We start from the raw sequence: 22,528 nt of genomic DNA, 5'->3' as shown, positions 1-22,528 counted from the left end.
AATTTTAATTGAACTTTAGATAAATTGTACTTTATCGATATGCAACACATAAACTATATAACGATTTTTTACTTTAGTTAAACTTTTTTATCATGTAGGAGTTTGGTTACACGATAAAGTGATTCTACATTTGAATCATCTTAATTGAAAACCTAACTATTTAAAACCCTACATTATGAAATCAAGAAAGATTCAAGCCTTCGCATTTTTAGCATTATTCACAGTATCATTAGCTGGTGCAGCTGTACAGTTCACTCCAGATACTGCTAAAGAAGAAACTTCTAAAACTTCTAAAGAAATCAAGAAGAAGCGTCTAGGTGAAGTATTAAACAGAGAAAACTTAAGATGGTTATAGTACTATCTACTCTTTTATAAAAAAATCGGTTACTGAATAAGTAACCGATTTTTTTTTGAATTACTTTTTTTTGACTAATTTGCAGCAACTAGTCATTAAACCTATAAATGTCCAACAACTCTACCAATAAGAAAAGAAAGGTATTAGGTGGTAATATCATTATCGTCTTTCTTGCAAGTCTACCTTATCTTTTTCATTTCTATCAATTTGTTGATGCAGAAGATTATGTTGATTCAGATTTTGTAAACTCTCTTACTGAACCATTTGGAGGAGATCTCTATGTTGCACTTTGGGTGTTTTTTCAAAAACTATTTCCTTTTTTAATAACCTTAATTTGGTTTTTAACCTGTAAACATTGGTGGTATCATGCCATATTAATACCTATGGGAATGTATGCCATACAAGTATATACTGTATTAGACCCATCTATTGAGTTTGTAGATCAAAGAGACTTATATTTTATGGTACCCGTAGTTATAGGTGCCATCTTTTTAAGTTATACAGCAAGAGACATCGTGAGAGCAAGACTTGATGAACAAGGTTCAAAATTAGACGAGGAAATGCACAAGCCATCCGATAAGTGGATCTAATAGTTTTTATCATATGTCTAATATCTCTACACCTTTCACAAAAGACCAACTTATACCTCAAGAGGAGCGATTAGAAATTACTAGAACTAGTAGAGATTTAATCATTGGTATACCTAAAGAAAATCAAGAAATTGAAAGAAGGATTTGTCTCACTCCCGATGCTGTTGCTGCAATTACAGCACACGGACATAAAATAATTATAGAAAAAGGTGCAGGATTAGGAAGTAATTTTACCGATCAAGATTACATAAATGCTGGTGGAGAAATCACATCAGACAAAAATAAAGTCTTTTCTTGTCCCATGGTACTCAAAGTTGCTCCACCATCTTTAGATGAGATAGACTTATTAAAGCCTAATGCAACTTTGTTTTCTGGTCTTCAATTAAAAACTAGAAGTAAAGCATATTTCAAAAAACTTGCCTCAAAAAAAATCACAGCTCTTGCTTACGAATTCATAACCGATGAATCGGGAAGATTTACAGCCGTAAATGCGCTTAGGGAGATATCAGGAATTGCATCAGTATTGATAGCTTCGGAGCTACTAGCAACTGGATCAAATAGAACCGGTCAGTTATTTGGTAATATTACAGGTGTTCCTCCTGTTGACGTTGTAATTCTAGGAGCTGGTGTAATAGGTGAATTTGCCGCAAGAACAGCTCAAGGTCTAGGTGCCACGATAAAGGTTTTTGATAATTCCATTACCAATTTGAGGAGAATTCAGGATCGTGTAGGTAATCATATCTATACGTCCACTATTCAACCTAAATATTTAGCCAAAGCCTTGCGTCGATGTGACGTTGCTATTGGAGCATTAAGTGGTGAAGATCGTACACCTGTGGTAGTATCACAGCCTATGGTGGAAAATATGAAATCGGGTGCTGTAATCATTGATACAAGTATCGATATGGGTGGATGTTTTGAAACCAGTGAATTAACAACTCACTCCTCGCCTACCTATGATAAATTTAATATTACACATTATTGTGTACCTAATTTACCTAGTAGATATAGTCGTACAGCAACGATCTCCCTAAGTAATATCTTTACACCTTATCTTCTTAATATCGGTGGTGATGGTGGTATTGAACACACATTACGAACCGATAAAGGTTTAAAATGTAGCGTTTATTTATACCACGGTATTCTTACAAATAAATCCGTTGGACAATGGTATGACTTACCACATAGCGATGTAAATTTGCTCATCTTTTAAATAAGTTATGAGAAAAATAAGACGATGGGGACTGTACATGAGTGGATTTGCAATTGGAATGGTCTTTCTGTTATTTTTTTGGACAGGAAAACGCACTCAATGCACTTGGATGCCCGAATCTAGAGTGATAAATGATATAGGTAAAAAATCTATAAGATTGTCCCCAGAAGTTAGAGAATTACTTAAAAGTGAACAATTAGACACGTTAAGTATCCAGCTTATTCTTAAATATGGTAATGTTGATTTTTCAAAATCAAATACAGATACAATTCCTTGTAATTTTTATCATATTTCTGGTAGAGAAGATTTAAAAAACACCGCACTTTGGGTGCGCAACTGTGATCGTTTTGCAAGAGTAGAAAAAGTTATAACTACAACGGAGTAGAAACTTATCTTTTAAAATTGGGATGTATTTATTACGCTTTCGCGAAAGCGTAGATCAAATAACAAAGTACTTTGATAAAACCTTAATAAAATAGGCCTAAATTATACTGTCAATTCTAAGGCTCATTTCTTATTTTTGCTACAAATTATTAATTGACATTAAATTCTATATATGAATCTTCACGAATATCAAGGAAAAGAAATACTCGCTGGATACGGTGTAACTGTTCAAAGAGGTAAAGTAGCAACTACTGCTGCAGAAGCTGTAGAAGCAGCAAAAGCACTTACCGAAGAAACCGGAACTGGATGGCATGTAATTAAAGCACAAGTTCACGCTGGTGGTCGCGGTAAAGGTGGTGGAGTTAAACTTGCAAAAAACTTAGATGAAGTTAATGAAATTGCAGGTCAAATTATAGGAATGGACTTAGTTACTCCTCAAACTCCGCCAGAAGGAAAAAGAGTTCACCAGGTCCTTGTAGCTGAAGATGTTTACTATCCTGGAGACAGTGAACCAGAAGAGTTTTACATGTCTGTTTTATTAGATCGTGCAGCTGGTAAAAATATGATCATGTATTCTACAGAAGGTGGAATGGACATTGAAACTGTTGCTGAAGAAACTCCACACTTAATTTTTACTGAAACTATTGATCCTGCTCACGGTTTACAAGGTTTCCAAGCTAGAAGAATAGCTTTTAACCTAGGTCTAAGTGGTAAAGCGTTCAAAGAAATGACAAAATTTGTAAATGCTCTTTACAACGCCTATGTAGGTTCTGATTCTTCTTTATTTGAAATCAACCCTGTATTAAAAGCAAGTGATGACCGCATAATCGCTGTAGACTGTAAAATTTCTCTTGATGAAAACGCGCTTTATCGTCACAAAGACATCGCAGAGATGCGAGACACTCGTGAAGAAAATGCAACCGAAGTAGAAGCTAAAGCAGTTGGTCTTAACTATGTAGATCTTGATGGTAACGTAGGTTGTATGGTAAATGGTGCTGGACTAGCAATGGCTACCATGGACTTAATTAAAATGGCTGGTGGAGAACCAGCAAACTTTCTTGACGTAGGTGGTACTGCAGATGCTAAACGTGTAGAGGAAGCTTTTAGAATTATTCTTAAAGATCCAGCAGTAGAAGCTATCCTAGTTAATATCTTTGGTGGTATTGTAAGATGTGATAGAGTAGCACAAGGAATTGTTGACGCTTACAAGAATATGGGTGATGAAATCAATGTGCCTATCATCGTAAGATTGCAAGGTACTAACGCAGAAATCGCTAAGGAATTGATAGATAACTCTGGACTAGACGTACAGAGTGCAGTTGAATTCCAAGAAGCTGCAGATAAAGTACAGCAAGTACTAGCTTAAATTTTCATAAATGCACATAAAAAAACCGCCTTTTAAAGGCGGTTTTTTTATGTGCTGTTTTTTAAGAATTAAACGAAAACGATATAGTCTTTACGCAATTCCAGCAACGATGGTTTTAATTTTATCATATTCTTGATAATTTATTCCTTCTTTTGAGATATTTCTATTTAATTACTATAATCCAATTCTACAACACTGAATTATGTATTTGATTTATAGTGACTTAATAATTTTACCAATAGAATTGAATTGAAATTTTCTTTATTATCTATTAATCTAATTTGAAGTACTCCTAATTTTAAAACCTTAATTCAATACGTTTTAAGAATGGGAAAAAAATGGAACTTTATCGTTTTACTTGTACTTATTATTATCTCACTTATTTTGGGAGAACCTTATGAGATAGGAGAATTAAATACTCAAATTGATACGGGTGATACTGCATGGATGTTAGTTGCTAGTGCGTTTGTATTACTTATGACCCCTGGACTAGCTTTTTTCTACGGTGGAATGGTTAACAAGAAAAATGTGATTTCCACGATGTTGCAAAGTTTTATTGCCTTAGGTATTGTAGGTGTTCTTTGGGTGATGGTTGGATTCAGCCTAGCCTTTGGTGATAGTATAGGAGGAATAATAGGTAACCCAATGACTTATTTCAATTTTAAAAATGTAACTCTATCACCTAATCCAAATTTTGGTACTACTATTCCCTTTTTGTTATTTGCCTTTTTTCAATTAAAATTTGCCATTATCACTCCTGCTCTTATTACTGGTAGTTTTGCTGGTAGAATAAGATTTAGATCTTACATCCTTTATATTGTTCTGTTCATCTTATTTATCTATACCCCATTAGCTCACATGACTTGGCATCCGGATGGATTGTTAAGAAATCTAGGTGTACTAGATTTTGCAGGCGGGACAGTCGTTCATATGAGCGCTGGATTTGCTGCACTTGCTGGTGCAGTTTTCTTAGGTAAACGTAAAAAGATTACACACGAGACTACTAACACGGCTTACATCATTTTAGGAACAGCTTTATTATGGTTTGGCTGGTTTGGTTTTAACGCAGGATCTGCTCTAGGTGTAAATATGGATACGGTAATATCATTTGCAAATACAAATCTTGCAAGTGCCACCGCTATGATTACTTGGGTTTTTTATGACAGATTTTCTGGCCGCAAGATGAGTGCTTTAAATGCGTGTATTGGAGCTATAGTAGGATTAGTAGCCATAACTCCAGCAGCTGGATTTGTATCACTTAGTCAGTCTATTTTTATAGGATTTATCGCAGCACTAATAAGTAATTGGGCTATTAGATTTAAAAACAAAACCGATCTTGATGATACACTAGACGTTTTTCCTTCTCACGGTGTAGGTGGTGTTGTAGGAATGATCCTTACAGCTGTTTTTGCCAAAGAAGTTGGGCTGATTTATGGAGAGACAACTACTTTTACATGGCATATGATATCTCTTGTAGGCGTTTCTATATTTACGTTTGCTGGCAGCTGGATATTATATTGGATAGTAAATAAAATAATCCCATTAAGAGTGAGAGAAGATCAAGAAAAGAGAGGACTAGACGCTTCACAACATGGTGAAACCTATTCTTAGAATTGTAAATTTTACAAATAGTTAACTAATTATTCTCATTAAATTTAATGGGTTACGCTAGAACTATTTTACTTTTATTCTAGTAAAATGTTGCGTTATGGAAAAGGAAAAACAAGAACTATTAAGTCGCTACAATACTTGTAATCTTGGACTTTCAAGACAATTAAACTATCTAAGAAAAAAATCTATAGAAGCTAGAAGTTATTTTCCTATTTTTCGAAATAGGAAACTATCAAATTCCTAAATTTTACTTAGATCAGATATCTTTGTGCATCTACATTATTATGGATGCTCAACATTTTTTAGTTTATAAACCGTTCCGCATGGTGAGTCAATTTCTCACTAATGATGGAAAACAAAAAAGAAAAAGGTTTTTAAAAGAGTTGGGCTCGTTTCCCAATAACATAATGGCAATAGGTAGACTAGATGAAAAGACTGAAGGTTTACTTTTACTAACCACTTGTGGCAAAACAAGTGATATTATCAACAGATCAAAACTATGGTCAAAAACCTATCACGCTCAAGTAGATGGGAAGATAACTCAATCCGTAATAGAACAATTAAAACATGGCGTAGTTATTACCGTAAACGGTAAACCTTATACCACAAATCCATGTGAAGCTGCTTTAAGCCAAGAACCAGATTACAATTTAACTCATACCTATATTAGAGACGAAAAACACGGTCCTACAAGTTGGATTTCTATCACATTAAACGAAGGAAAGTTTAGACAGGTAAGAAAAATGTGTAGCAAGGTAGGTTTTCCTGTTTTAAGACTTGTACGCACACAAATAGGCCCATTTCAATTAAATGATGTTAAAAATCAAAAGGTAATTGATGTAACTGATCGTCTGGAAACTATTCTTTTAGAACAACAAGCAAAGCTTTAACACCAGAAGCAAGATTCCATTCATTTTTTTGAATAACCTCACCTTTATCGTTCATCACTACAAACTCTGCCGTATTAGGACCTGACTCACCTTGATTAAGAGCTTCTATCTCTATTTTATTAAATCCTTGCTTAAGCGGAATTCGTACACCTTGGTAAGCATATTTTAAATAAATCTTCTCAATTACCACCTTATCATCTACCCATATACGTACTAGATCGCCATCTTGATAACCATGATCTCTACACATCAATTTTATAATGGTTTCCCCAGTTCTTATTTCCCCTAGAAAGGTATCACTTACAAAACCAGGTCCCATGGGTGCATCCTGTTTAAGCTTTGTCTTCTCTTTAAATTTAATACCTGGATTAGTAAGGTCTGTTTCCTGTCTCAGATTAATTTTGGGTTCCTTTTTAGGTCTTTTCAATACAGTAGACTCCTCATTTTCTGGAAATAACAAACTTCCTCCTGATTCCGTTTCTGGAACAGGTTTAATTTTTTTATTAGTCGACTCCGGTAATTCCTGTGCATTTAGAACATAAGGAACCGTGACTAATAACAATAAAAATAGGAATCTTCTCATAACAATTAAATACCAAAAACCTTGCCTTTTTTTAAAGGTAAGGTTTTTAGTCTTTTAATCACCAACACTTTACGTTAATAAAGTTAATTAGTTTTAAAATTGAGAACCAACGCGTTCAATTTTAGCTCCAATAGCTTTAAGTCTAGAGTCAATATTTTGATATCCACGATCAATCTGTTCAATGTTATGGATAGTACTAGTTCCTTTGGCACTTAGTGCGGCGATTAATAAAGATATCCCAGCCCTAATATCTGGACTTGTCATTGTTGTCGCTTTTAAAGATGACTTAAAATCATGACCTATCACACTCGCTCTATGAGGATCGCAAAGAATTATTTTTGCTCCCATGTCGATTAATTTGTCTGTAAAGAAAAGTCTACTTTCAAACATTTTTTGATGAATAAGAACACTACCGCGAGCTTGCGTGGCTACTACAAGAACAATACTCAATAAATCTGGGGTAAAACCTGGCCATGGAGCATCAGAAATAGTTAAGATACTACCATCTATATAGTTTTGAATTTCATAACCATTTTCATGAGCAGGAATATGAATATCATCTCCTACTCTATTTATCGTTATACCTAATTTTCTAAAAGTATCTGGAATTATTCCCAGCTCATCATAAGCTACATTTTTGATAGTAATTTCACTTTTTGTCATGGCAGCAAGACCTATCCAACTGCCAATTTCTATCATATCAGGTAGGATTCGATGTTTAGTTCCTCCTAATTTTTCAACTCCCGTAATTTTTAATAGATTGGATCCTATCCCATCTATTTTGGCGCCCATGCGCACAAGCATGTTACATAATTGCTGTAAGTAAGGCTCGCAAGCCGCGTTGTAAATAGTTGTGACACCTTTAGCTAGTACGGCTGCCATGACAATGTTTGCAGTTCCAGTCACCGATGCCTCATCTAATAACATATACGTCCCATGCAACTCTTCGGCCTCAACCCCATAAAAGTATTCTTCTTTATTGTATCTAAAAGTAGCTCCCAGTTTTATAAAACCCTCAAAATGAGTATCTAATCTACGTCTACCTATCTTATCACCACCTGGTCTAGGAATGTATCCTTTACCAAATCTAGCCAGCAATGGACCTACTAGCATAATGGAACCTCTTAATCCTCTTCCTTGAATTTTATAATCTTCAGATTGAAGAAAATCTAAATTGATTTCATCGGCTTGAAAGGTATAGGAGTCTGAACTGTTTTTTGTGACTTTTACACCTAGATTATTTAATAGAGCTATTAATTTATTTACATCAATAATATCAGGAACATTATCAATACGTACAGGTTCATCAGTAAGCAATACAGCACATAAAATTTGAAGTGCTTCATTTTTGGCTCCTTGCGGTTGTATGTCTCCTTTTAATTGGTGTCCTCCTTCTATTATAAATGTTCCCATATTTTAATTCTTCTATTTCAGTAAAAATAAGTCGATAGAATTACATAACTAATCTATTTTTAATCAAGTTTACACTTTTAGTTAACAGTAAAAGGTGAATCATTTTTACGCTTTCGCGAAAGCGAATCAATAAAAACAGTCTTTTAATCGTATTTTTACACCTTTAATCTACTAATTTATTTAACAATTAATATTTTTGAATTCCTATCACCATAAATCATAATTTTAAAAATAAATCAAATTAATAAACAATGGCTTCAATTTTAGATCTTTTACAATCTGACCTAGGTCAGACTTTGATACAAGGCGCATCTCAAAAAACAGGACAACCAGCAGATAAAACTGCCAATGTACTTTCACAGGCTATGCCTTTAATACTGGGCGCGATGCAACGTAATGCAAGTACTCCTGAAGGGGCAGCTGCTTTAAATAATGCGCTAGAAAATCCTAAACATAGCTCTGGCGGTGTTCTCGATATGCTAGGAGGAATTTTTGGTGATGGTCCAGGTTCTCCAGACGAGTTAGAGAATGACGGTGCTGGAATATTGGGACATGTTCTAGGTGCTAAACAACCTAGAATTGAATCTGCATTATCACAATCTAGTGGGATGGACATGCAGTCGGTAAGTAAAATTATAAAAATTGCAGCTCCTATTTTAATGGGTATGCTAGGTAAGCAAAAACAGACTTCTCAAACGCAATCGAATGGTATAGGTGATTTACTGGGATCTGTTTTGGGACAATCTGGATCACATGATCAATCATTTATTGAAACTTTATTAGACAGTGATGGCGATGGAAGCATTGTTGACGATGTGGCCGGAATGGTGCTAGGTGGCAATAAGAAAAAAGGTGGTCTAGGTGGACTTCTAGGTGGACTATTTGGAAAATAAATCCCTAACTATTTCTCATAATTAAGCCCTACTTTTATAAGTAGGGCTTTTTTACTCAATAAAATGCAGTCTTTACTAAATGGTACTTTAATAGCTATATAGTTTCTATCATTTTTGTTTAAAATTATTACCATGAAAAATATTATTACAACACTAGGGCTAATAGCAATTCTTATATCTTGTAGTGCTTTAAAAGAATCAAATCACGTAAAGAATAATAAAAATGTAATTACTAACGATACTATACGTATTGCCAATGATAGCCTGGACTATGAAATAATAATTATTGAACCAGGATTTTATGGATGGCTGGGTACACAACCACAAAGAGGATATTACACCCAATCCTCAATGGAAATTACTAATCAATTTAAAGTAAGGGAATATAATTTAAGAGTTCTTAATCCGACAAGATTTGATCCTAACCTGTACGTATGGAGAATCGACTATGAAAGTAAAATTGATTATGGGTATGAAGTAAATTGGTTGCTATATAACTACTTCCTATTCTTTGAAAAAAAGTATAATCAAAAATTGATGTAAGCCTTAACTTTGCTCCCATGAATAGAATAAAAAGCAATTGGGATATAGAGAAAAATTGGCAACTTATTTATATCGTATTAGGTGTAGTTGGATTATTATTTAGTGGATACTTTGTAGCTATAAATTTGATACCAAATATATTTGAAGATGCTATTTATGAATTTGTATTTGTCTGTTGTGTTACCTTAATACTTGCCTATTTGTTTTACAGATTGTGCTTGTACTTTTTTGGAAAATTGTATGACAAATGGGGTATAACAAAAAAATACCGCATGGTAGCGATATTTATTGTTTTTGCAATTACAGGATCCTTGTCTGCGAGACTTTCAAGTCCATTATTGCATTATATTGGACTAGATCAATTATCCAAATGGATATACTGGCCTGCCAGACTGCTCATCATTTTTCCTATCTACCAAATATTATTAGTAGCCATGGGATGGCTTTTTGGTCAATTTGAATTTTTCTGGTGGTTTGAAAAGAAAATGCTTAGCAGGTTCGGTATAAAACTTTAATTACCTAATTCAACGAGATTTTCAAAGTACTGATATAATTGTCCTTTGGTTATTACTGCTCCAGATTCAATAATTTTAAATTTATCCTCATTTGGAAATTCTCCGTAAGCTTTTGTAGCAGTGAATAGTTTAACTGATTCATCCAGTAAATTATCTTGCAACCATTTATATCCTTCGGTAGTGGTAATGTCAATTTCTTTATTACCTATAATGATAGATATAAGACTCATTTCCTTTTCGCCTGTGTGAAAAAGATTCATTGATTGGGCCGATATGTGTTCTAGGTATTCTGCTTTATTTAATACACCTTCCCAAACTAGATCAGAAAACACATCAATCTCTTGTTCTGCAACATGAAGCTGGGTATTTTTTATATCATCCCATTCTTTTTTATCAATGGACTGAGCAGCAAGAAATTTAATAAATTCCTCGTGCATTTCTTCCAACTGTTCTTTTGTGAGTCTACGGTATTTCATAAAAAGACTTATTAAAAAAGCCGTTTCAATAAATTGAAACGGCTTTTATGTTATTAATTTGAAAGATTACTTTGCTTCAACTACGTTAAAACTAAAGTTAGACTGTACTTCTCTGTGGAAACGTACAGTTGCCTCGTATGGGCCTAATCTTTTGATACTACCACCTGCAATAGAGATGAATTTCTTATCGATTTCTATACCTTCTTTAGCAAGATAGTCTGAAACATCTGCAGTAGTTACAGAACCGAATAATTTATCACCATCACCAGTTTTAGCCGGGATACTCAATTCAAGAGCGTTTAATTTATCAGCTTGTGATTGTGCGTTCTTGATATTGTTTGCTTCTTTGTGAGCTCTTTGTTTAAGAGTTTCTGCTAATTGCTTCTTTGCACTAGCTGTAGCCATTACCGCAAGTCCATTTGGGATAAGGTAATTGCGACCATAACCAGGCTTAACAGTCACTACGTCATCTGTAAAACCTAAATGTTCTACGTCTTTCTTTAATATAAGTTCCATATTGTTAAACTGATTAATTATTTAAGTAAATCTCCTACGTAAGGCATTAATGCAAGGTGACGAGCTCTTTTTACTGCAACTGCCACTTTACGCTGATACTTTAAAGAAGTTCCTGTAAGACGTCTAGGTAATAACTTACCTTGTTCGTTTACAAATGAAAGTAAAAAATCAGCATCTTTGTAATCTATGTATTTAATACCGCTACGCTTAAAACGACAGTATTTTTTTCTAGATTGAGTTTCTATATTAAGAGGAGACAAGTAACGGATGTCACCATCTTTTTTACCTTTAGCTTGTTGTTGTAATGTTGCCATGATTAAGCTTTTTGTTTTTTAGACATTCTACTTCTTCTTTTCTCTGCCCACTCGATAGCATACTTATCAAGTTTCACAGTTAGATAACGCATAACGCGCTCATCACGACGGAATTCAACTTCAAAATCGTTGATTACCTCACCTTCAACTTGGAATTCAAAAAGAGAATAAAATCCACTTTTCTTGTTTTGGATTGGGTAAGCTAATTTTTTTAGTCCCCAATCTTCTTTTGATACCATTTTTGCTCCACGGCTAGTAAGGAAATCTTCGTATTTCTTTACTGCTTCCTTTACCTGATCTTCAGATAAAACGGGATTCAAAATGAAAACAGTTTCGTATTGATTCATATTAATTGTATTTAAACGGCTGCAAAAGTACACCTTTAATAATATTTATACAACTTGTTTTTATTCCTGCTTTAAAAAGTTAACAATTGATTATAATTATGTAAATGCTTAAAAATAAAAGTTTAAACAAAATTTTATTAACAATGTCATCATTAACAACTGATTAACAATGATTTAGAAGTCAAGTTTTTAAGAAGCAATTCGTTTAAACATCAAATTTATTCGATAAAATGTACTTTTTTTTTGCATTTCATCAGAAAAGTGTGTAGAATTGTCCAAGAAATCAAAAGTAATAAGTATGAGTAACGCAGTGCTTAATTGTTTTGTTGTGGATGATTCAAGTATCCAACGACTTTCAATCGTCAAATTAATAGAAGGTCACCCTAACCTTAGATTAGTAGGTGAGTTTAGTAATGCAGTCGAGACTAAATCTGCTCTAGAGAATCAATCCGTTGATCTCATATTTTTAGACATCGAAATGCCCATACTTACAGGATTTGATTTATTAGATGATATCGCAGAAAAACCGGGAATTATTTTTGTAACTGGTCAAACTAAGTATGCCTTTAAAGCATTTGATTATGCTGCAATCGATTACTTACAGAAACCAATAAAAAAGGATAGGTTTTTATATGCTGTAGAACGTGCACTACTAGCACACAAGGTGAAAAACGAAATGATTGAAGATCGTGGAGAATTCATCTTTGTTAAAAGCAATCTTAAAAAACGTAAAGTGTACCTTAAAGAGCTACGATACATACAAGCTCTTGGAGATTACGTAAAGTTGATTACCGAGGAAGATAATCTTGTGGTACTCTCGACAATGAAGTCTTTTGAAAACCTTCTTCCAGAAGAAGATTTTATGAGAATTCACAAGTCTTATATTATAAATCTTAGAAAAGTAGAAAAGTTCAATTCCAAAGCGGTTGAATTAGGAACCGATGTGTTACCTCTTTCCCGCAACCGGAAATCAGAATTAGTTGAGGCGTTGTCTCAATTTTAAATAGTAGGTTCAATTAGGATAAAGAAGCATCTCATTTGAGGTGCTTTTTTAGTTTACGCTTTCGCGAAAGCGTAATAGAACTCCATTTTTTAATAAGGGTCTACATCTATCACACACCTCACTGATCTATATGGAGCTATGGATTCAAAACTGGATTTGACTTTATTGATATGATTTTTAATAGAAGTAATACTGTGTTTTTTATCGGCCTTGAGAAAAATATTCATCAAATATTGATTTCTTATCCTGGCAACAGCAGGAAATTCTGGACCTAACAATTGACCTACACTTTCTAAAGGTTGCAGACCTTTGTAAAACCAATTGGCAGCCTCTTGCACTCTAGTAATATCTTTGGCTTTAAAAGTTATTTTTATCATACGATAGTACGGCGGATATTTAAACTGATACCTATCCTCTACTTGTTGTTTGTACATTGTATGATAGTCATAAACACTTACCTGTTGTAAAATTTGATGATCTGGTGAATAGCTTTGAATTAATACTTTACCTCGCTTATTAGTACGACCACTGCGTCCTGCTACTTGAGTGAGTAATTGAAAACAACGCTCATGCGATCTAAAGTCAGGGAAATTAAGCATACTATCTGCATTAAGAACACCAACTAGCGCTACATTTCTAAAATCCAATCCCTTAGTGAGCATTTGTGTTCCTACTAGACAGTCAACCTCTTGATTTTCTACTTGATTTATTATGGTTTGATAACTGTTTTTTCCTCGAGTAGTATCTAGATCCATTCTTAAGATACTATGATTAGGAAACAATTCTTTAAATTCTTGTTCAACTTGTTCTGTCCCTAATCCTTTTGTTGATAAATCATTACTAGTACATGAGGCACATTGAGTAGGTGCTGCAGTATGAAATCCACAGTAATGACACCTTAACTGTCCTTTATATTTATGATAAGTAAGAGAAACATCACACCTAGGGCATTGAGGAGAATGCCCACATGTATTGCATTCCATAAAGGGTGAATATCCTCTCCTATTTTGAAATAAAATTACTTGTTCTTGATTTTCAAAGCACTCTTGAATGGCCGTTATCAAAGTGTCTGAAAAATGTCCTTTCATTTTCTTTTTACGGTGTTTCTGTTTGAGATCCACCATATTGATTTCTGGCATTAAAACATTATTAAACCTTCTTTTTAACTGGGCTAAATGATATTTTGAGCTTTTTACATTATAATAACTTTCTAATGATGGTGTAGCGCTTCCTAATAGGATTCTAGAATTAAAAATTTGACCCAGAACGATTGCAGTATCTCGCGCATTATATCTAGGTGCAGGATCAAATTGTTTAAAACTTGATTCATGCTCTTCATCCACTATGATCAGGCCTAATTTAGAAAATGGTAACAATACTGCACTACGTGCACCAATTATCACGTAGGGTTCTTTGGAAGCTAGAATATGATTCCAGGTTTCTAGTCTCTCGTTAGTAGTATACCTAGAATGATAAACGAGTACTTTGTGTTTAAAGTAATTTTGTAATCTAGAAATTAATTGAGTGGTTAAAGCGATTTCAGGTAGCAAATAAAGCACTTGATTTCCTTTTTCTAATTCTTCAAGTATTAGGCGTACATAAACTTCAGTCTTACCACTTGAAGTTACACCGTGTAATAAAACGGTTTTAGAATTCTCAAATCCTAACTTAATATTATCTATAGCTTTTTGTTGATCTGTGTTTAAAGTTTTTAGTTCACTACCCTTTTCTTTATTTGACTTAACCCTATCAATTCTAAATGCTTCTTGTACAAGAATTTCTTTATCCAATAAGGCTTTGATGGTATTACTAGATGATTGTGAGCGTTCTATTAAAACACTTCTTTTTATAAAGTCACCATATTTAGCCCTAAGCGTAAACAAGGCTAGTATAACATCTTTTTGCTTTGGAGCTCTTTCTAGAGTATTTAAAAGGGTTCTTAAATCATTATCATTAGCATAATTTTCGTGAAGTCGTACAAAATTTTCGGTCTTAGGCTTATATCTTTCTCTTACTTCCTCCTTTAAGGTTAGAATATCCTTTGCGATCAAATTATTGATGATAGGCATCACAGTTTTACGTTCTGTAATGCTCATAATATCTTCTATTTTAAGAACTGCCTTGTTCTCCAGGGCCTCAACGATTAAAAACTCATTATCAGTAAGATCTTCTTGAGAATAGATAGAATCCTCCTTTAAGACCAAGGTGGTTTCAGATTCAAGCAGAAAGGATTTGGGTAATGCTGCTTTCATTACTTGCCCCATGCTACACATGTAATACTGGGAAATCCACTTCCATAATTTTAATTGTTCAATCGTAATGATAGGTTCTTCATCTAAGAAAAACTCAATAGATTTCACCTCATATTCCGTTGGGACATCATCAGTATAACCAACAACGATACCGGTTTGTATTTTATTCTTCCCAAAAGGTACTGCCACTCGTATTCCAATTTGCGCTAAATGAAAGGCATCAGAGCTCACCTCATAGGTAAAAATGCGACTTAATGGAAGAGGCAATAGAACCAGTATATATTGTTTCATACAAGATGTAAAGATAAAATTCTTACAGTTAACCTGAGTAAAAAAGAAGCTGTTGACAAACAATGGAAAACAACCTTAAAACTTTTAAGTATTCATTTAGATTATCGTCTAATTTTAAACAAAACTACACTTATGAAAACAAGAGACGCATATTTGGTTGCTTTAAGACCAGAAATACCCAATGCAAAAATTACGGAAGGAATGAGTGCAGATGAGTATTTTCAAAACAAAACATTACGACCAATTTCTAAACTACAACATGACTTATTGATACTTGTTTTTAAAAATTATGTCAAAAAACATAAAAACGTATTCTATGGGCTTGATGTACCTAAACGTATTGATTATATTGAAAATGCGGTAAATAAAGATCAAAAATTTAGAAACTCATTAAAAGGTATCATTATAGGTCAATTTACAACTGAAGAATATAAAACCTACATCACAAATAGTAGTGCCTTAAATAAAAGAATGATGAATATAGTTAGAGAACGATTGATCAATAGTCTTCAGGAGTTCTCAAATTCTGAGGTCTCGCTGTAAAATATATACCATAAAAAAAGCTGACTATGATAGTCAGCTTTTTTTATTGCTAAAAGATGGGTAGCCATTATTCTATAACTAACTTTTGAGAAGTAATAGATGAACCATTACTTACTCTAACGATATAAATACCGCTATTTAAATTAGATATATCGATGGTTTCATCTAATGAACCATTTACGTTGTAGTTTTTACTAAAAACTCTCTGCCCTAGCATATCATACATATCTACAACAGCTTTCTTACTGTCATTAAATGAAGAGGCTAAGATTGTTATAGATGATGTCGCCGGATTTGGATAGATTTGGAATTCTGTTCCTGCTACTTGAGATGAAGATAAAGTACCTGTATCGGCTCCAGTAATAACCATTGAAAAATCTAACCCATTAGTAGGTAAGTTATTTTTATGATTAACAGTTATCGTATAAGTCCCGTTAGGTACATCTATTTCAACTATTTCAACATTATCTACATTGTTTATTCCTTTAGTGGCTGCAGCAAAAGGAATAGAAGGATCTAATTTCCAAGGAAAGAAATCATTACCGTTACTATCAGTCAACTTTAAATCTAAATCGTAAACAAGAGCTGGCGTCGAGTCATCTTCTGGACCGTTATTTTCAGTACCTGCTGCGTCTGTCCATGATATAGCTACTTTTAAAGGACCATTGTTTGAAGTTACGGAAGAGGTATAAGTTCCTCCATTCGCTAAATTCAATTCTTTGATATCAGAATCTCCATTAGCATTAAGAATAGCATTCGCCGCATTTTCAACACTCATATGTCCCCAACCGAATCTATAATCTGGACCAGGATCATTACCCGCCTCTAAAGCGGTATTCAGAACTAAAGCCTTAACAGTTGCCGACTTCATAAAAGAAGTGTTTTGCTGATTGTACAATTGCTGTAATAGAAGAATACCACCAGTTACCATAGGCGCAGACATTGAGGTACCTTGTCTAACTCCGTAGCTCGTGTCGCTGTTAGCCGTTGTGCTATTTACACTAACCCCTTTGGCTACGATATCTGGTTTAATTCGACCATCATCAGCAGGACCCCACGTGCTAAAATTACTCATTTGGACAGAACTAGGACCGTTATATGTTACAATTGTATTGACAGCTCCTACCGTCAAAACGTTTTTAGCTAGTGATCTATCTGTCAACAAATCATAACCGTTGTCATTAAAATTTAGTCCACTATTCCTATCATTACCAGCGCTTACTACCGGTAAATAATATTCATTGAGAAAACATAACAAATCAAAGGATCTAGCAAAATTGTCATATTTACCATAAACCGAGATTGGTGTAGAAGATGAAGAATCTAAACCATAGCTATGATTAGAAACTAGCATTCCAGATAAAGCTTGTTGTAACATTTCATTTGTATCAGAATCAAATCGATAGGATACAATACTACCTTGCGGAGCAACTCCTCTCCTGGCTATACTATTATCACCAGAACTAATTATCGTTCCACCTACGTGTGTAGCATGATCGCTTAAAGATTTGTTAGGCTCCCCATATGTTACTCTGTTAATAAGATCTACGTGTGTTTGGCGTGTATATCCACCATCCCACACACCAGCTAACATTCCTTGACCTTCAATATTAAGCCCCAATGAACCTCCATTATACAGCTTTTCAGCACCCATCGCTCGAGCTCCAGTGAAATTCTCGGTAATCGTGTAAACCGGAATTCCCTCAACAACATCAGTTATCATTCTAACATTACCGTCTTCAGTAGTTTCTATTTGCTTTACATTATGCTCAACAAGGTATTGCTCAACACGTTGTTGCGCTTGCTGCTCTTTTTGTAAAAGTTCTGTATACAATTGATTAATAGCTTGTTTATCATAATCTTTAGTAATTTGAGCACGCTGTTCTGGTGTTTGTGCTATCATTACTTGTGATATGCAAGCTACTAAAAGTAAAAAGGAGATTTTTTTCATTTGATTTTTGATATTTGTTGATAATTTAAGAAAACATAATTGGGTTATTAATTGTAACTTAGTTGCTTCTTATATTAAGTTCGCAATTTAATGTATAAATTACATTATTTTAAATAGTCCTTAATATTTATATAACAAAATAAGAGTAATCTTATCACGATTTAATCACAAATAAATATGAAATTCATTGTTTCTAGTTCCTATTTGCAAAAAAACCTTCAATTAATAGGCGGTGTTATAAACAATAATAATACACTACCCATATTAGATAATTTCCTGTTTGAGCTTTCTGGTAACACCCTAAAAGTATCAGCTAGTGATATGGAAACTACTATAATAACCAATTTAGAAGTAGAAAGTGGAGAAGATGGTAATACAGCACTTCCAGCTAAGCTTGTTTTAGACACTCTTAAAACCTTTCCTGAACAACCCTTAACCTTTCATGCTGAGGATCAAAAAATGACTATTAGTCATGACAAAGGTAAGTCTGAAATAGCCTGTGCTAGTGCCGATGAATTCCCTAAAGCTGTTTCATTAGAAGACCCTTCTAAAACAGTCGTTATGGGCGATACACTAGCCACTGCAATAAACAAAACATTATTTGCAACTGGAAACGACGATTTGAGACCTGTTATGAGTGGTGTTTTCTTTCAATTCAACAATGAAAGCTTGACATTTGTAGCTACTGATGCTCACAAACTTGTACGTTATAGAAGAGAAGATCTAAAAGCTGATCAAACAGCAGAATTTATAATGCCTAAGAAACCATTGAATCTTTTAAAGTCAATGTTAATGGGTAATGAATCTGAAGTGGATATTGAATACAATGACAGTAACGCACAGTTTAGCTTTGAAAATACTACAGTCATTTGTCGATTAATAGATGGTAAATACCCAAATTACGAAGCTGTTATCCCTAAAGAAAATCCTAATCGTTTAACTATATCAAGAACTCAATTCTTGAACTCTGTAAGACGTGTAAGTATATTTTCCAACAAAACAACGCACCAAATTAGACTTAAAATGGCTGGTGCCGAACTTAATATAAGTGCCGAAGATCTCGATTTCTCAAATAAAGCCGATGAGCGCCTTACTTGTGATTACCAAGGCGATGATATGCAAATAGGATTCAACAGTAGATTTTTAATAGAAATGCTTAATAATCTAAACTGTGATGAAGTATCTCTCGAAATGAGCTTACCTAATCGAGCAGGTATTTTAACACCATTAGACGGACTGGATGACGGTGAACAAGTAACCATGCTGGTTATGCCAGTAATGCTTAATCAATAGTAATCAAACATAAAAAAAATCCCGCAGTTGCGGGATTTTTTATTTCAATAAGGTAAAGTGATTAGGCATGTTGCTCTTCATGCTTACCTTCCATTACCTCTTCGACTAATTTGTCATTAAAAGCGTCAAGATCATCTGGAGTTCTACTGGTCGTAAATCCTTCATCTACTACAACCTCTTCATCTACCCAGTTTGCCCCTGCATTTTCTAAATCTTTGCGCAATGATGGATAGCTTGTCAATTTTCTTCCATTTACCACTCCTGCATCGATTAACGGTTGTACACCGTGACAAATTGCACTTACTGGTTTCTTTTGTTCAAAAAATGTTTGAATAAATTTTATAACGTCTTCATTCATTCTTAACTGATCTGGATTTATAACACCACCAGGTAACATGAGTGAATGATAATCACTCGCATTTACTTCTGATAGAGTTTTGTCAACCTTATAACTCTCAGACCAATTACCATCTGCCCATGCTTTAATCTCTCCTGATTTAGGACTTACAATGTCTACTTGTACACCTGCATTTTCAAGAGCTTGTTTAGGACTAGTTAATTCTACTTCTTCAAAGCCATCTGTGGCCAAAATTGCAACTTTCTTCATTTTTTTTGTTTTTTTAGTTGTTACAAAGTTGACAATACCACATGGTTATTTACACTAAGAGCCTGCTAAAATTGCTTTAGCAGACTCTTAAAATATATTGATTTACATTAATTTATGTTAATTACGCTTTCGCGAAAGCATTATAAGTAAAAATCTAATTATAAATCTTGAAAAACTTTGTGTAGTAAACGCTTTTTATCATTAATACTTTCCTCTAGACTAATCATAGTTTCAGTGCGACTCACCCCATCTATGTCATCTAGTTGAAATATGATACGTTTTGCATGGGTAGTATCTTTGGCTCTTATTTTACAGAAAATATTAAATTTTCCTGTAGTAATATGTGCTACGGTAACAAAAGGAATCTCCTTTATCCTACTCAACACAAATTGTGTAAGGCTCGTTTTTTCCAAATAAACTCCTATATAAGCGATAAAGGTGTAACCTAGCTGATGATAATCAACAGTTAAAGAAGAACCCTTTATAATACCCGATTCTTCCATTTTCTTTACTCTTACATGTACGGTTCCAGCTGATATGTTTAATCTTTTTGCTATATCCGTAAATGGAGTTCTAGTGTTTTCAATTAAAACATCAAGGATTTGCTTGTCTATTTCGTCTATTTTAGCCATTTTATTAGTCTAACGTTATTCTTTTTAGGCAAAATTAATAGAAACAATACAAATATTCTTTCAAAATGGAGTATTTGTTAAATAATTATCAAATTTTTAATACCTAAAACTTCAGATTTAACAATATTATTCTCGTCAATCTTCAAATCTTCAGGAAGTTGACCATCCACATCCATTATCCTATGTGCATTGCGCACCGTTTCTGGATTGATATCATTAACTCGCGGCGAGAGAATTAGTTGACCTTCTTCCAAAACCTCTTTATACATTAAGGATGTAAATACTGTTTTATCGTCTTGTTCATAGCGTAATATAATATCACAAAAGGTTTTAGAAATTTGAGGGATAGACAAATATGATTCAACTAGTTGATTATCTGATGTATTTTCTTTTTCATATAGTGATTGTAAAGCTGTAAGTATGGCTTTCTTAATAATACTGGATATTTCATCTCTATGATAATCTAATCCGGCATGTCCGGCCTCAAAAAGCACGGTAGGAATATTTCTTGACGTTAAATAATCGCCAAAACAATTCTCATTAAAATCATCAGAATATCTGCAGATGGCGGTATTTAAATCTGGTTGTAGTTGAGAATAAATAGAATTAATAACTTTTACAGCTTTTAGCCTAGCTGGATTAAACGACTTTTCATGATTCGAGGCAGGTGCCAAAAAAGATAATTGACATGGTTTACTGCCATCTTCAGTACCAAATATGGTGCGCTGCCCGTGTAAATTAAAGCACATATCGGGTTTTATAAGCTCCAGTTGTTCAAAGAAAACCATGGTTTCTGGTTGATCCTTTAAAACAGCATTTCTATTTAAATCAACTTTATTGGCATTTTCTCTTGTCCAATTTTCAGCACCATCCGGATTCAAAATAGGAATTATATACAATTCTATTTTATCCAACAATGGTTTAAAACCATCCTGATCTATCAAATCCAACAAGGCTCTTGTGGTTGTAGATTCATTACCATGCATTTGAGACCACATAAAAACCTTAATGGAACCTGACCCAGCTTGAAGTAAATAAATAGGTTTTTTAAGTACAGAATATCCAATGGTTTTTAAAGAAAAGGGAGAAGATTCTTTACGCACAATACGATCCAGTTCTTGTTGAAACAATTCATATTTATAATATCTAGTTAACAATGTATACAGCTTTTAAAGATTATATCAAAAGTACGCATCAAACAGTTTACATAAGTAAAAACAGATCTCTTTACATTTGTAAACAATGCAATTACACAACTGTAAACAAGCGTAATCTGATTATCTTTTACATTTGTAAACTAATAGACATTTTTTGATGTGTAAATGCTTCTATTTTTCGTTAACATGATTTCGAATATCTTTATATTATTGTTTACTAGTTGTTTATATATTTTTATATAAAGTTTTAATTCAATATTTGACTTATGATTTTAATAGGATGTGATAATTAATTTCTTTTGTTTACATTTGTATAATATAAATCTTACATAAGATTGTTTACAATTGTAACAAATGAGTAACACGACAAGTATTGCTGAAAGAATTAAAGAGATTATTGAAAAAAATGATCTTACAGCTTCAACTTTTGCAGAGAAAATCAATGTAGGTCGTAGCAGTATCTCGCATATATTATCTGGAAGAAACAAACCTAGTTTGGATTTCATTCTAAACGTTATGAAAGAATTTCCCGATGTGGATTTATACTGGTTGATGAATGGACAAAAAGCCAAAGCTTCCAAAGAGATCAAATCAACCACTGCTCCTATTATTAATAATTCTCTTTTTGATCAGGACGTAGTAAAAGAACAATCTGTTCCAAAGGATGAAGAAAAGAATGAAATAAGTCCTTTACCATCTCAAGTCAATTCACAAAAATTAGGGAAAAATATACAAAAGGTAATTTTGCTTTTTTCTGATGGAAGTTTTGAGAGTTACGAGCCCTAAGATT

At 33.6% G+C, this 22,528-nt stretch carries 25 protein-coding genes; 14 read left to right on the top strand and 11 right to left on the bottom strand.

Annotation, left to right across the window (positions count from 1 at the left end; translation table 11 throughout):
• The first annotated feature begins 175 nt into the window (after positions 1-175).
• The 7 genes from I5168_RS09240 to I5168_RS09210 all read left to right on the top strand — a co-directional run bounded on the left by I5168_RS09240 (position 176) and on the right by I5168_RS09210 (position 6,409).
• Complete coding sequence (locus tag I5168_RS09240; RefSeq protein WP_042279245.1) at positions 176-355, top strand: hypothetical protein; 180 nt, start codon at positions 176-178, stop codon at positions 353-355.
• Positions 356-462: 107 nt separating this feature from the next.
• Positions 463-945, top strand: a complete 483-nt coding sequence (locus I5168_RS09235) for a hypothetical protein (protein ID WP_042279246.1) — start codon at positions 463-465, stop codon at positions 943-945.
• 13 nt (positions 946-958) lie between these two features.
• The gene (locus I5168_RS09230; protein WP_105019141.1) at positions 959-2,158 is read left to right on the top strand and encodes an alanine dehydrogenase; all 1,200 of its coding nucleotides are present in this window, start codon (positions 959-961) and stop codon (positions 2,156-2,158) included.
• 7 nt (positions 2,159-2,165) lie between these two features.
• Complete coding sequence (locus I5168_RS09225; RefSeq protein ID WP_105019142.1) at positions 2,166-2,543, top strand: hypothetical protein; 378 nt, start codon at positions 2,166-2,168, stop codon at positions 2,541-2,543.
• 171 nt (positions 2,544-2,714) lie between these two features.
• Positions 2,715-3,908 carry an ADP-forming succinate--CoA ligase subunit beta gene (gene sucC, locus I5168_RS09220; RefSeq protein ID WP_060522378.1) on the top strand — a complete coding sequence of 398 codons (1,194 nt, stop codon included), beginning with the start codon at positions 2,715-2,717 and terminating at the stop codon, positions 3,906-3,908.
• Positions 3,909-4,235: 327 nt separating this feature from the next.
• The gene (locus tag I5168_RS09215) at positions 4,236-5,519 is read left to right on the top strand and encodes an ammonium transporter (protein WP_431471571.1); all 1,284 of its coding nucleotides are present in this window, start codon (positions 4,236-4,238) and stop codon (positions 5,517-5,519) included.
• Positions 5,520-5,803: 284 nt separating this feature from the next.
• Positions 5,804-6,409, top strand: a complete 606-nt coding sequence (locus tag I5168_RS09210; protein ID WP_105019144.1) for a pseudouridine synthase — start codon at positions 5,804-5,806, stop codon at positions 6,407-6,409.
• Here I5168_RS09210 and I5168_RS09205 read toward each other — a convergent pair.
• Together I5168_RS09205 and murA are read right to left on the bottom strand one after the other, a co-directional pair.
• A complete protein-coding gene (locus I5168_RS09205; RefSeq protein WP_431471570.1) occupies positions 6,378-6,992 on the bottom strand; it encodes a hypothetical protein in 615 nt (204 codons plus the stop codon). The two genes, I5168_RS09210 and I5168_RS09205, sit on opposite strands and share 32 nt — an antisense overlap.
• A gap of 93 nt (positions 6,993-7,085) precedes the next feature.
• The gene (murA, locus tag I5168_RS09200) at positions 7,086-8,405 is read right to left on the bottom strand and encodes a UDP-N-acetylglucosamine 1-carboxyvinyltransferase (RefSeq protein ID WP_105019145.1); all 1,320 of its coding nucleotides are present in this window, start codon (positions 8,403-8,405) and stop codon (positions 7,086-7,088) included.
• A 251-nt stretch (positions 8,406-8,656) separates the two neighbouring features.
• Between murA and I5168_RS09195 the strand changes: the two genes are divergently transcribed.
• The 3 genes from I5168_RS09195 to I5168_RS09185 all read left to right on the top strand — a co-directional run bounded on the left by I5168_RS09195 (position 8,657) and on the right by I5168_RS09185 (position 10,356).
• On the top strand, positions 8,657-9,298 hold the full coding sequence (locus tag I5168_RS09195; RefSeq protein WP_167342107.1) for a DUF937 domain-containing protein: 642 nt from the start codon (positions 8,657-8,659) through the stop codon (positions 9,296-9,298).
• Between the two features lie 132 nt (positions 9,299-9,430).
• The gene (locus I5168_RS09190; protein ID WP_105019147.1) at positions 9,431-9,841 is read left to right on the top strand and encodes a DUF6146 family protein; all 411 of its coding nucleotides are present in this window, start codon (positions 9,431-9,433) and stop codon (positions 9,839-9,841) included.
• 17 nt (positions 9,842-9,858) lie between these two features.
• Positions 9,859-10,356, top strand: coding sequence for a DUF6787 family protein (locus I5168_RS09185; RefSeq protein ID WP_042279258.1), 498 nt, complete (start codon positions 9,859-9,861; stop codon positions 10,354-10,356).
• Here I5168_RS09185 and I5168_RS09180 read toward each other — a convergent pair.
• The 4 genes from I5168_RS09180 to rpsF form a co-directional block, all read right to left on the bottom strand.
• A complete protein-coding gene (locus I5168_RS09180; RefSeq protein ID WP_431471569.1) occupies positions 10,353-10,832 on the bottom strand; it encodes a DUF6495 family protein in 480 nt (159 codons plus the stop codon). The two genes, I5168_RS09185 and I5168_RS09180, sit on opposite strands and share 4 nt — an antisense overlap.
• 66 nt (positions 10,833-10,898) lie before the next feature.
• A complete protein-coding gene (rplI, locus tag I5168_RS09175; protein WP_042279262.1) occupies positions 10,899-11,348 on the bottom strand; it encodes a 50S ribosomal protein L9 in 450 nt (149 codons plus the stop codon).
• A 17-nt stretch (positions 11,349-11,365) separates the two neighbouring features.
• Positions 11,366-11,662 carry a 30S ribosomal protein S18 gene (gene rpsR, locus I5168_RS09170; protein ID WP_042279264.1) on the bottom strand — a complete coding sequence of 99 codons (297 nt, stop codon included), beginning with the start codon at positions 11,660-11,662 and terminating at the stop codon, positions 11,366-11,368.
• Positions 11,663-11,664: 2 nt separating this feature from the next.
• Positions 11,665-12,009 carry a 30S ribosomal protein S6 gene (gene rpsF / locus I5168_RS09165; RefSeq protein WP_042279266.1) on the bottom strand — a complete coding sequence of 115 codons (345 nt, stop codon included), beginning with the start codon at positions 12,007-12,009 and terminating at the stop codon, positions 11,665-11,667.
• Positions 12,010-12,307: 298 nt separating this feature from the next.
• Between rpsF and I5168_RS09160 the strand changes: the two genes are divergently transcribed.
• Positions 12,308-13,012: a LytR/AlgR family response regulator transcription factor gene (locus tag I5168_RS09160; protein ID WP_042279474.1), complete on the top strand. Its 705-nt coding sequence runs from the start codon at positions 12,308-12,310 to the stop codon at positions 13,010-13,012.
• An 89-nt stretch (positions 13,013-13,101) separates the two neighbouring features.
• Here the strand turns inward: I5168_RS09160 and priA are convergent, their stop codons facing one another.
• On the bottom strand, positions 13,102-15,555 hold the full coding sequence (gene priA / locus I5168_RS09155) for a replication restart helicase PriA (protein WP_431471568.1): 2,454 nt from the start codon (positions 15,553-15,555) through the stop codon (positions 13,102-13,104).
• Between the two features lie 132 nt (positions 15,556-15,687).
• Here priA and I5168_RS09150 point away from each other — a divergent pair, with 132 nt between their 5' ends.
• Positions 15,688-16,098 carry a hypothetical protein gene (locus I5168_RS09150; RefSeq protein ID WP_042279269.1) on the top strand — a complete coding sequence of 137 codons (411 nt, stop codon included), beginning with the start codon at positions 15,688-15,690 and terminating at the stop codon, positions 16,096-16,098.
• A gap of 67 nt (positions 16,099-16,165) precedes the next feature.
• On the opposite strand, the gene I5168_RS09145 is transcribed toward I5168_RS09150, so the two are convergent.
• Positions 16,166-18,049 carry a S8 family serine peptidase gene (locus I5168_RS09145; protein ID WP_431471567.1) on the bottom strand — a complete coding sequence of 628 codons (1,884 nt, stop codon included), beginning with the start codon at positions 18,047-18,049 and terminating at the stop codon, positions 16,166-16,168.
• Positions 18,050-18,226: 177 nt separating this feature from the next.
• Between I5168_RS09145 and dnaN the strand changes: the two genes are divergently transcribed.
• On the top strand, positions 18,227-19,342 hold the full coding sequence (dnaN, locus tag I5168_RS09140; RefSeq protein WP_060524879.1) for a DNA polymerase III subunit beta: 1,116 nt from the start codon (positions 18,227-18,229) through the stop codon (positions 19,340-19,342).
• A gap of 61 nt (positions 19,343-19,403) precedes the next feature.
• On the opposite strand, the gene I5168_RS09135 is transcribed toward dnaN, so the two are convergent.
• The 3 genes from I5168_RS09135 to I5168_RS09125 all read right to left on the bottom strand — a co-directional run bounded on the left by I5168_RS09135 (position 19,404) and on the right by I5168_RS09125 (position 21,711).
• Complete coding sequence (locus I5168_RS09135; protein WP_431471566.1) at positions 19,404-19,949, bottom strand: type 1 glutamine amidotransferase domain-containing protein; 546 nt, start codon at positions 19,947-19,949, stop codon at positions 19,404-19,406.
• A gap of 158 nt (positions 19,950-20,107) precedes the next feature.
• Positions 20,108-20,581 carry an Lrp/AsnC family transcriptional regulator gene (locus I5168_RS09130; RefSeq protein ID WP_042279275.1) on the bottom strand — a complete coding sequence of 158 codons (474 nt, stop codon included), beginning with the start codon at positions 20,579-20,581 and terminating at the stop codon, positions 20,108-20,110.
• Positions 20,582-20,658: 77 nt separating this feature from the next.
• Complete coding sequence (locus I5168_RS09125; protein WP_431471565.1) at positions 20,659-21,711, bottom strand: M14 family zinc carboxypeptidase; 1,053 nt, start codon at positions 21,709-21,711, stop codon at positions 20,659-20,661.
• 381 nt (positions 21,712-22,092) lie between these two features.
• On the opposite strand from I5168_RS09125, the gene I5168_RS09120 reads away from it, so the two are divergent.
• Positions 22,093-22,524, top strand: a complete 432-nt coding sequence (locus I5168_RS09120; RefSeq protein ID WP_431471564.1) for a helix-turn-helix domain-containing protein — start codon at positions 22,093-22,095, stop codon at positions 22,522-22,524.
• Positions 22,525-22,528 lie beyond the last annotated feature (4 nt).

Origin of the sequence: Nonlabens sp. SCSIO 43208, assembly GCF_050703575.1 — a bacterium.
In the GTDB taxonomy this organism is placed as follows: Bacteria; Bacteroidota; Bacteroidia; order Flavobacteriales; family Flavobacteriaceae; genus Nonlabens; species Nonlabens tegetincola.
The sequence above is the reverse complement of the archived record's forward strand: the minus strand, read 5'-3'. Positions and strand labels throughout refer to the sequence as shown.

Excerpts from the sequence above, each read along its gene's own strand:
- I5168_RS09240 (WP_042279245.1), top strand. The coding sequence starts at position 176 with ATGAAATCAAGAAAGATTCAAGCCTTCGCATTTTTAGCATTATTCACA.
- I5168_RS09235 (WP_042279246.1), top strand. The coding sequence starts at position 463 with ATGTCCAACAACTCTACCAATAAGAAAAGAAAGGTATTAGGTGGTAAT.
- I5168_RS09230 (WP_105019141.1), top strand. The coding sequence starts at position 959 with ATGTCTAATATCTCTACACCTTTCACAAAAGACCAACTTATACCTCAA.
- I5168_RS09225 (WP_105019142.1), top strand. The coding sequence starts at position 2,166 with ATGAGAAAAATAAGACGATGGGGACTGTACATGAGTGGATTTGCAATT.
- sucC (WP_060522378.1), top strand. The coding sequence starts at position 2,715 with ATGAATCTTCACGAATATCAAGGAAAAGAAATACTCGCTGGATACGGT.
- I5168_RS09215 (WP_431471571.1), top strand. The coding sequence starts at position 4,236 with ATGGGAAAAAAATGGAACTTTATCGTTTTACTTGTACTTATTATTATC.
- I5168_RS09210 (WP_105019144.1), top strand. The coding sequence starts at position 5,804 with ATGGATGCTCAACATTTTTTAGTTTATAAACCGTTCCGCATGGTGAGT.
- I5168_RS09205 (WP_431471570.1), bottom strand. The coding sequence starts at position 6,992 with ATGAGAAGATTCCTATTTTTATTGTTATTAGTCACGGTTCCTTATGTT.
- murA (WP_105019145.1), bottom strand. The coding sequence starts at position 8,405 with ATGGGAACATTTATAATAGAAGGAGGACACCAATTAAAAGGAGACATA.
- I5168_RS09195 (WP_167342107.1), top strand. The coding sequence starts at position 8,657 with ATGGCTTCAATTTTAGATCTTTTACAATCTGACCTAGGTCAGACTTTG.
- I5168_RS09190 (WP_105019147.1), top strand. The coding sequence starts at position 9,431 with ATGAAAAATATTATTACAACACTAGGGCTAATAGCAATTCTTATATCT.
- I5168_RS09185 (WP_042279258.1), top strand. The coding sequence starts at position 9,859 with ATGAATAGAATAAAAAGCAATTGGGATATAGAGAAAAATTGGCAACTT.
- I5168_RS09180 (WP_431471569.1), bottom strand. The coding sequence starts at position 10,832 with ATGAAATACCGTAGACTCACAAAAGAACAGTTGGAAGAAATGCACGAG.
- rplI (WP_042279262.1), bottom strand. The coding sequence starts at position 11,348 with ATGGAACTTATATTAAAGAAAGACGTAGAACATTTAGGTTTTACAGAT.
- rpsR (WP_042279264.1), bottom strand. The coding sequence starts at position 11,662 with ATGGCAACATTACAACAACAAGCTAAAGGTAAAAAAGATGGTGACATC.
- rpsF (WP_042279266.1), bottom strand. The coding sequence starts at position 12,009 with ATGAATCAATACGAAACTGTTTTCATTTTGAATCCCGTTTTATCTGAA.
- I5168_RS09160 (WP_042279474.1), top strand. The coding sequence starts at position 12,308 with ATGAGTAACGCAGTGCTTAATTGTTTTGTTGTGGATGATTCAAGTATC.
- priA (WP_431471568.1), bottom strand. The coding sequence starts at position 15,555 with ATGAAACAATATATACTGGTTCTATTGCCTCTTCCATTAAGTCGCATT.
- I5168_RS09150 (WP_042279269.1), top strand. The coding sequence starts at position 15,688 with ATGAAAACAAGAGACGCATATTTGGTTGCTTTAAGACCAGAAATACCC.
- I5168_RS09145 (WP_431471567.1), bottom strand. The coding sequence starts at position 18,049 with ATGAAAAAAATCTCCTTTTTACTTTTAGTAGCTTGCATATCACAAGTA.
- dnaN (WP_060524879.1), top strand. The coding sequence starts at position 18,227 with ATGAAATTCATTGTTTCTAGTTCCTATTTGCAAAAAAACCTTCAATTA.
- I5168_RS09135 (WP_431471566.1), bottom strand. The coding sequence starts at position 19,949 with ATGAAGAAAGTTGCAATTTTGGCCACAGATGGCTTTGAAGAAGTAGAA.
- I5168_RS09130 (WP_042279275.1), bottom strand. The coding sequence starts at position 20,581 with ATGGCTAAAATAGACGAAATAGACAAGCAAATCCTTGATGTTTTAATT.
- I5168_RS09120 (WP_431471564.1), top strand. The coding sequence starts at position 22,093 with ATGAGTAACACGACAAGTATTGCTGAAAGAATTAAAGAGATTATTGAA.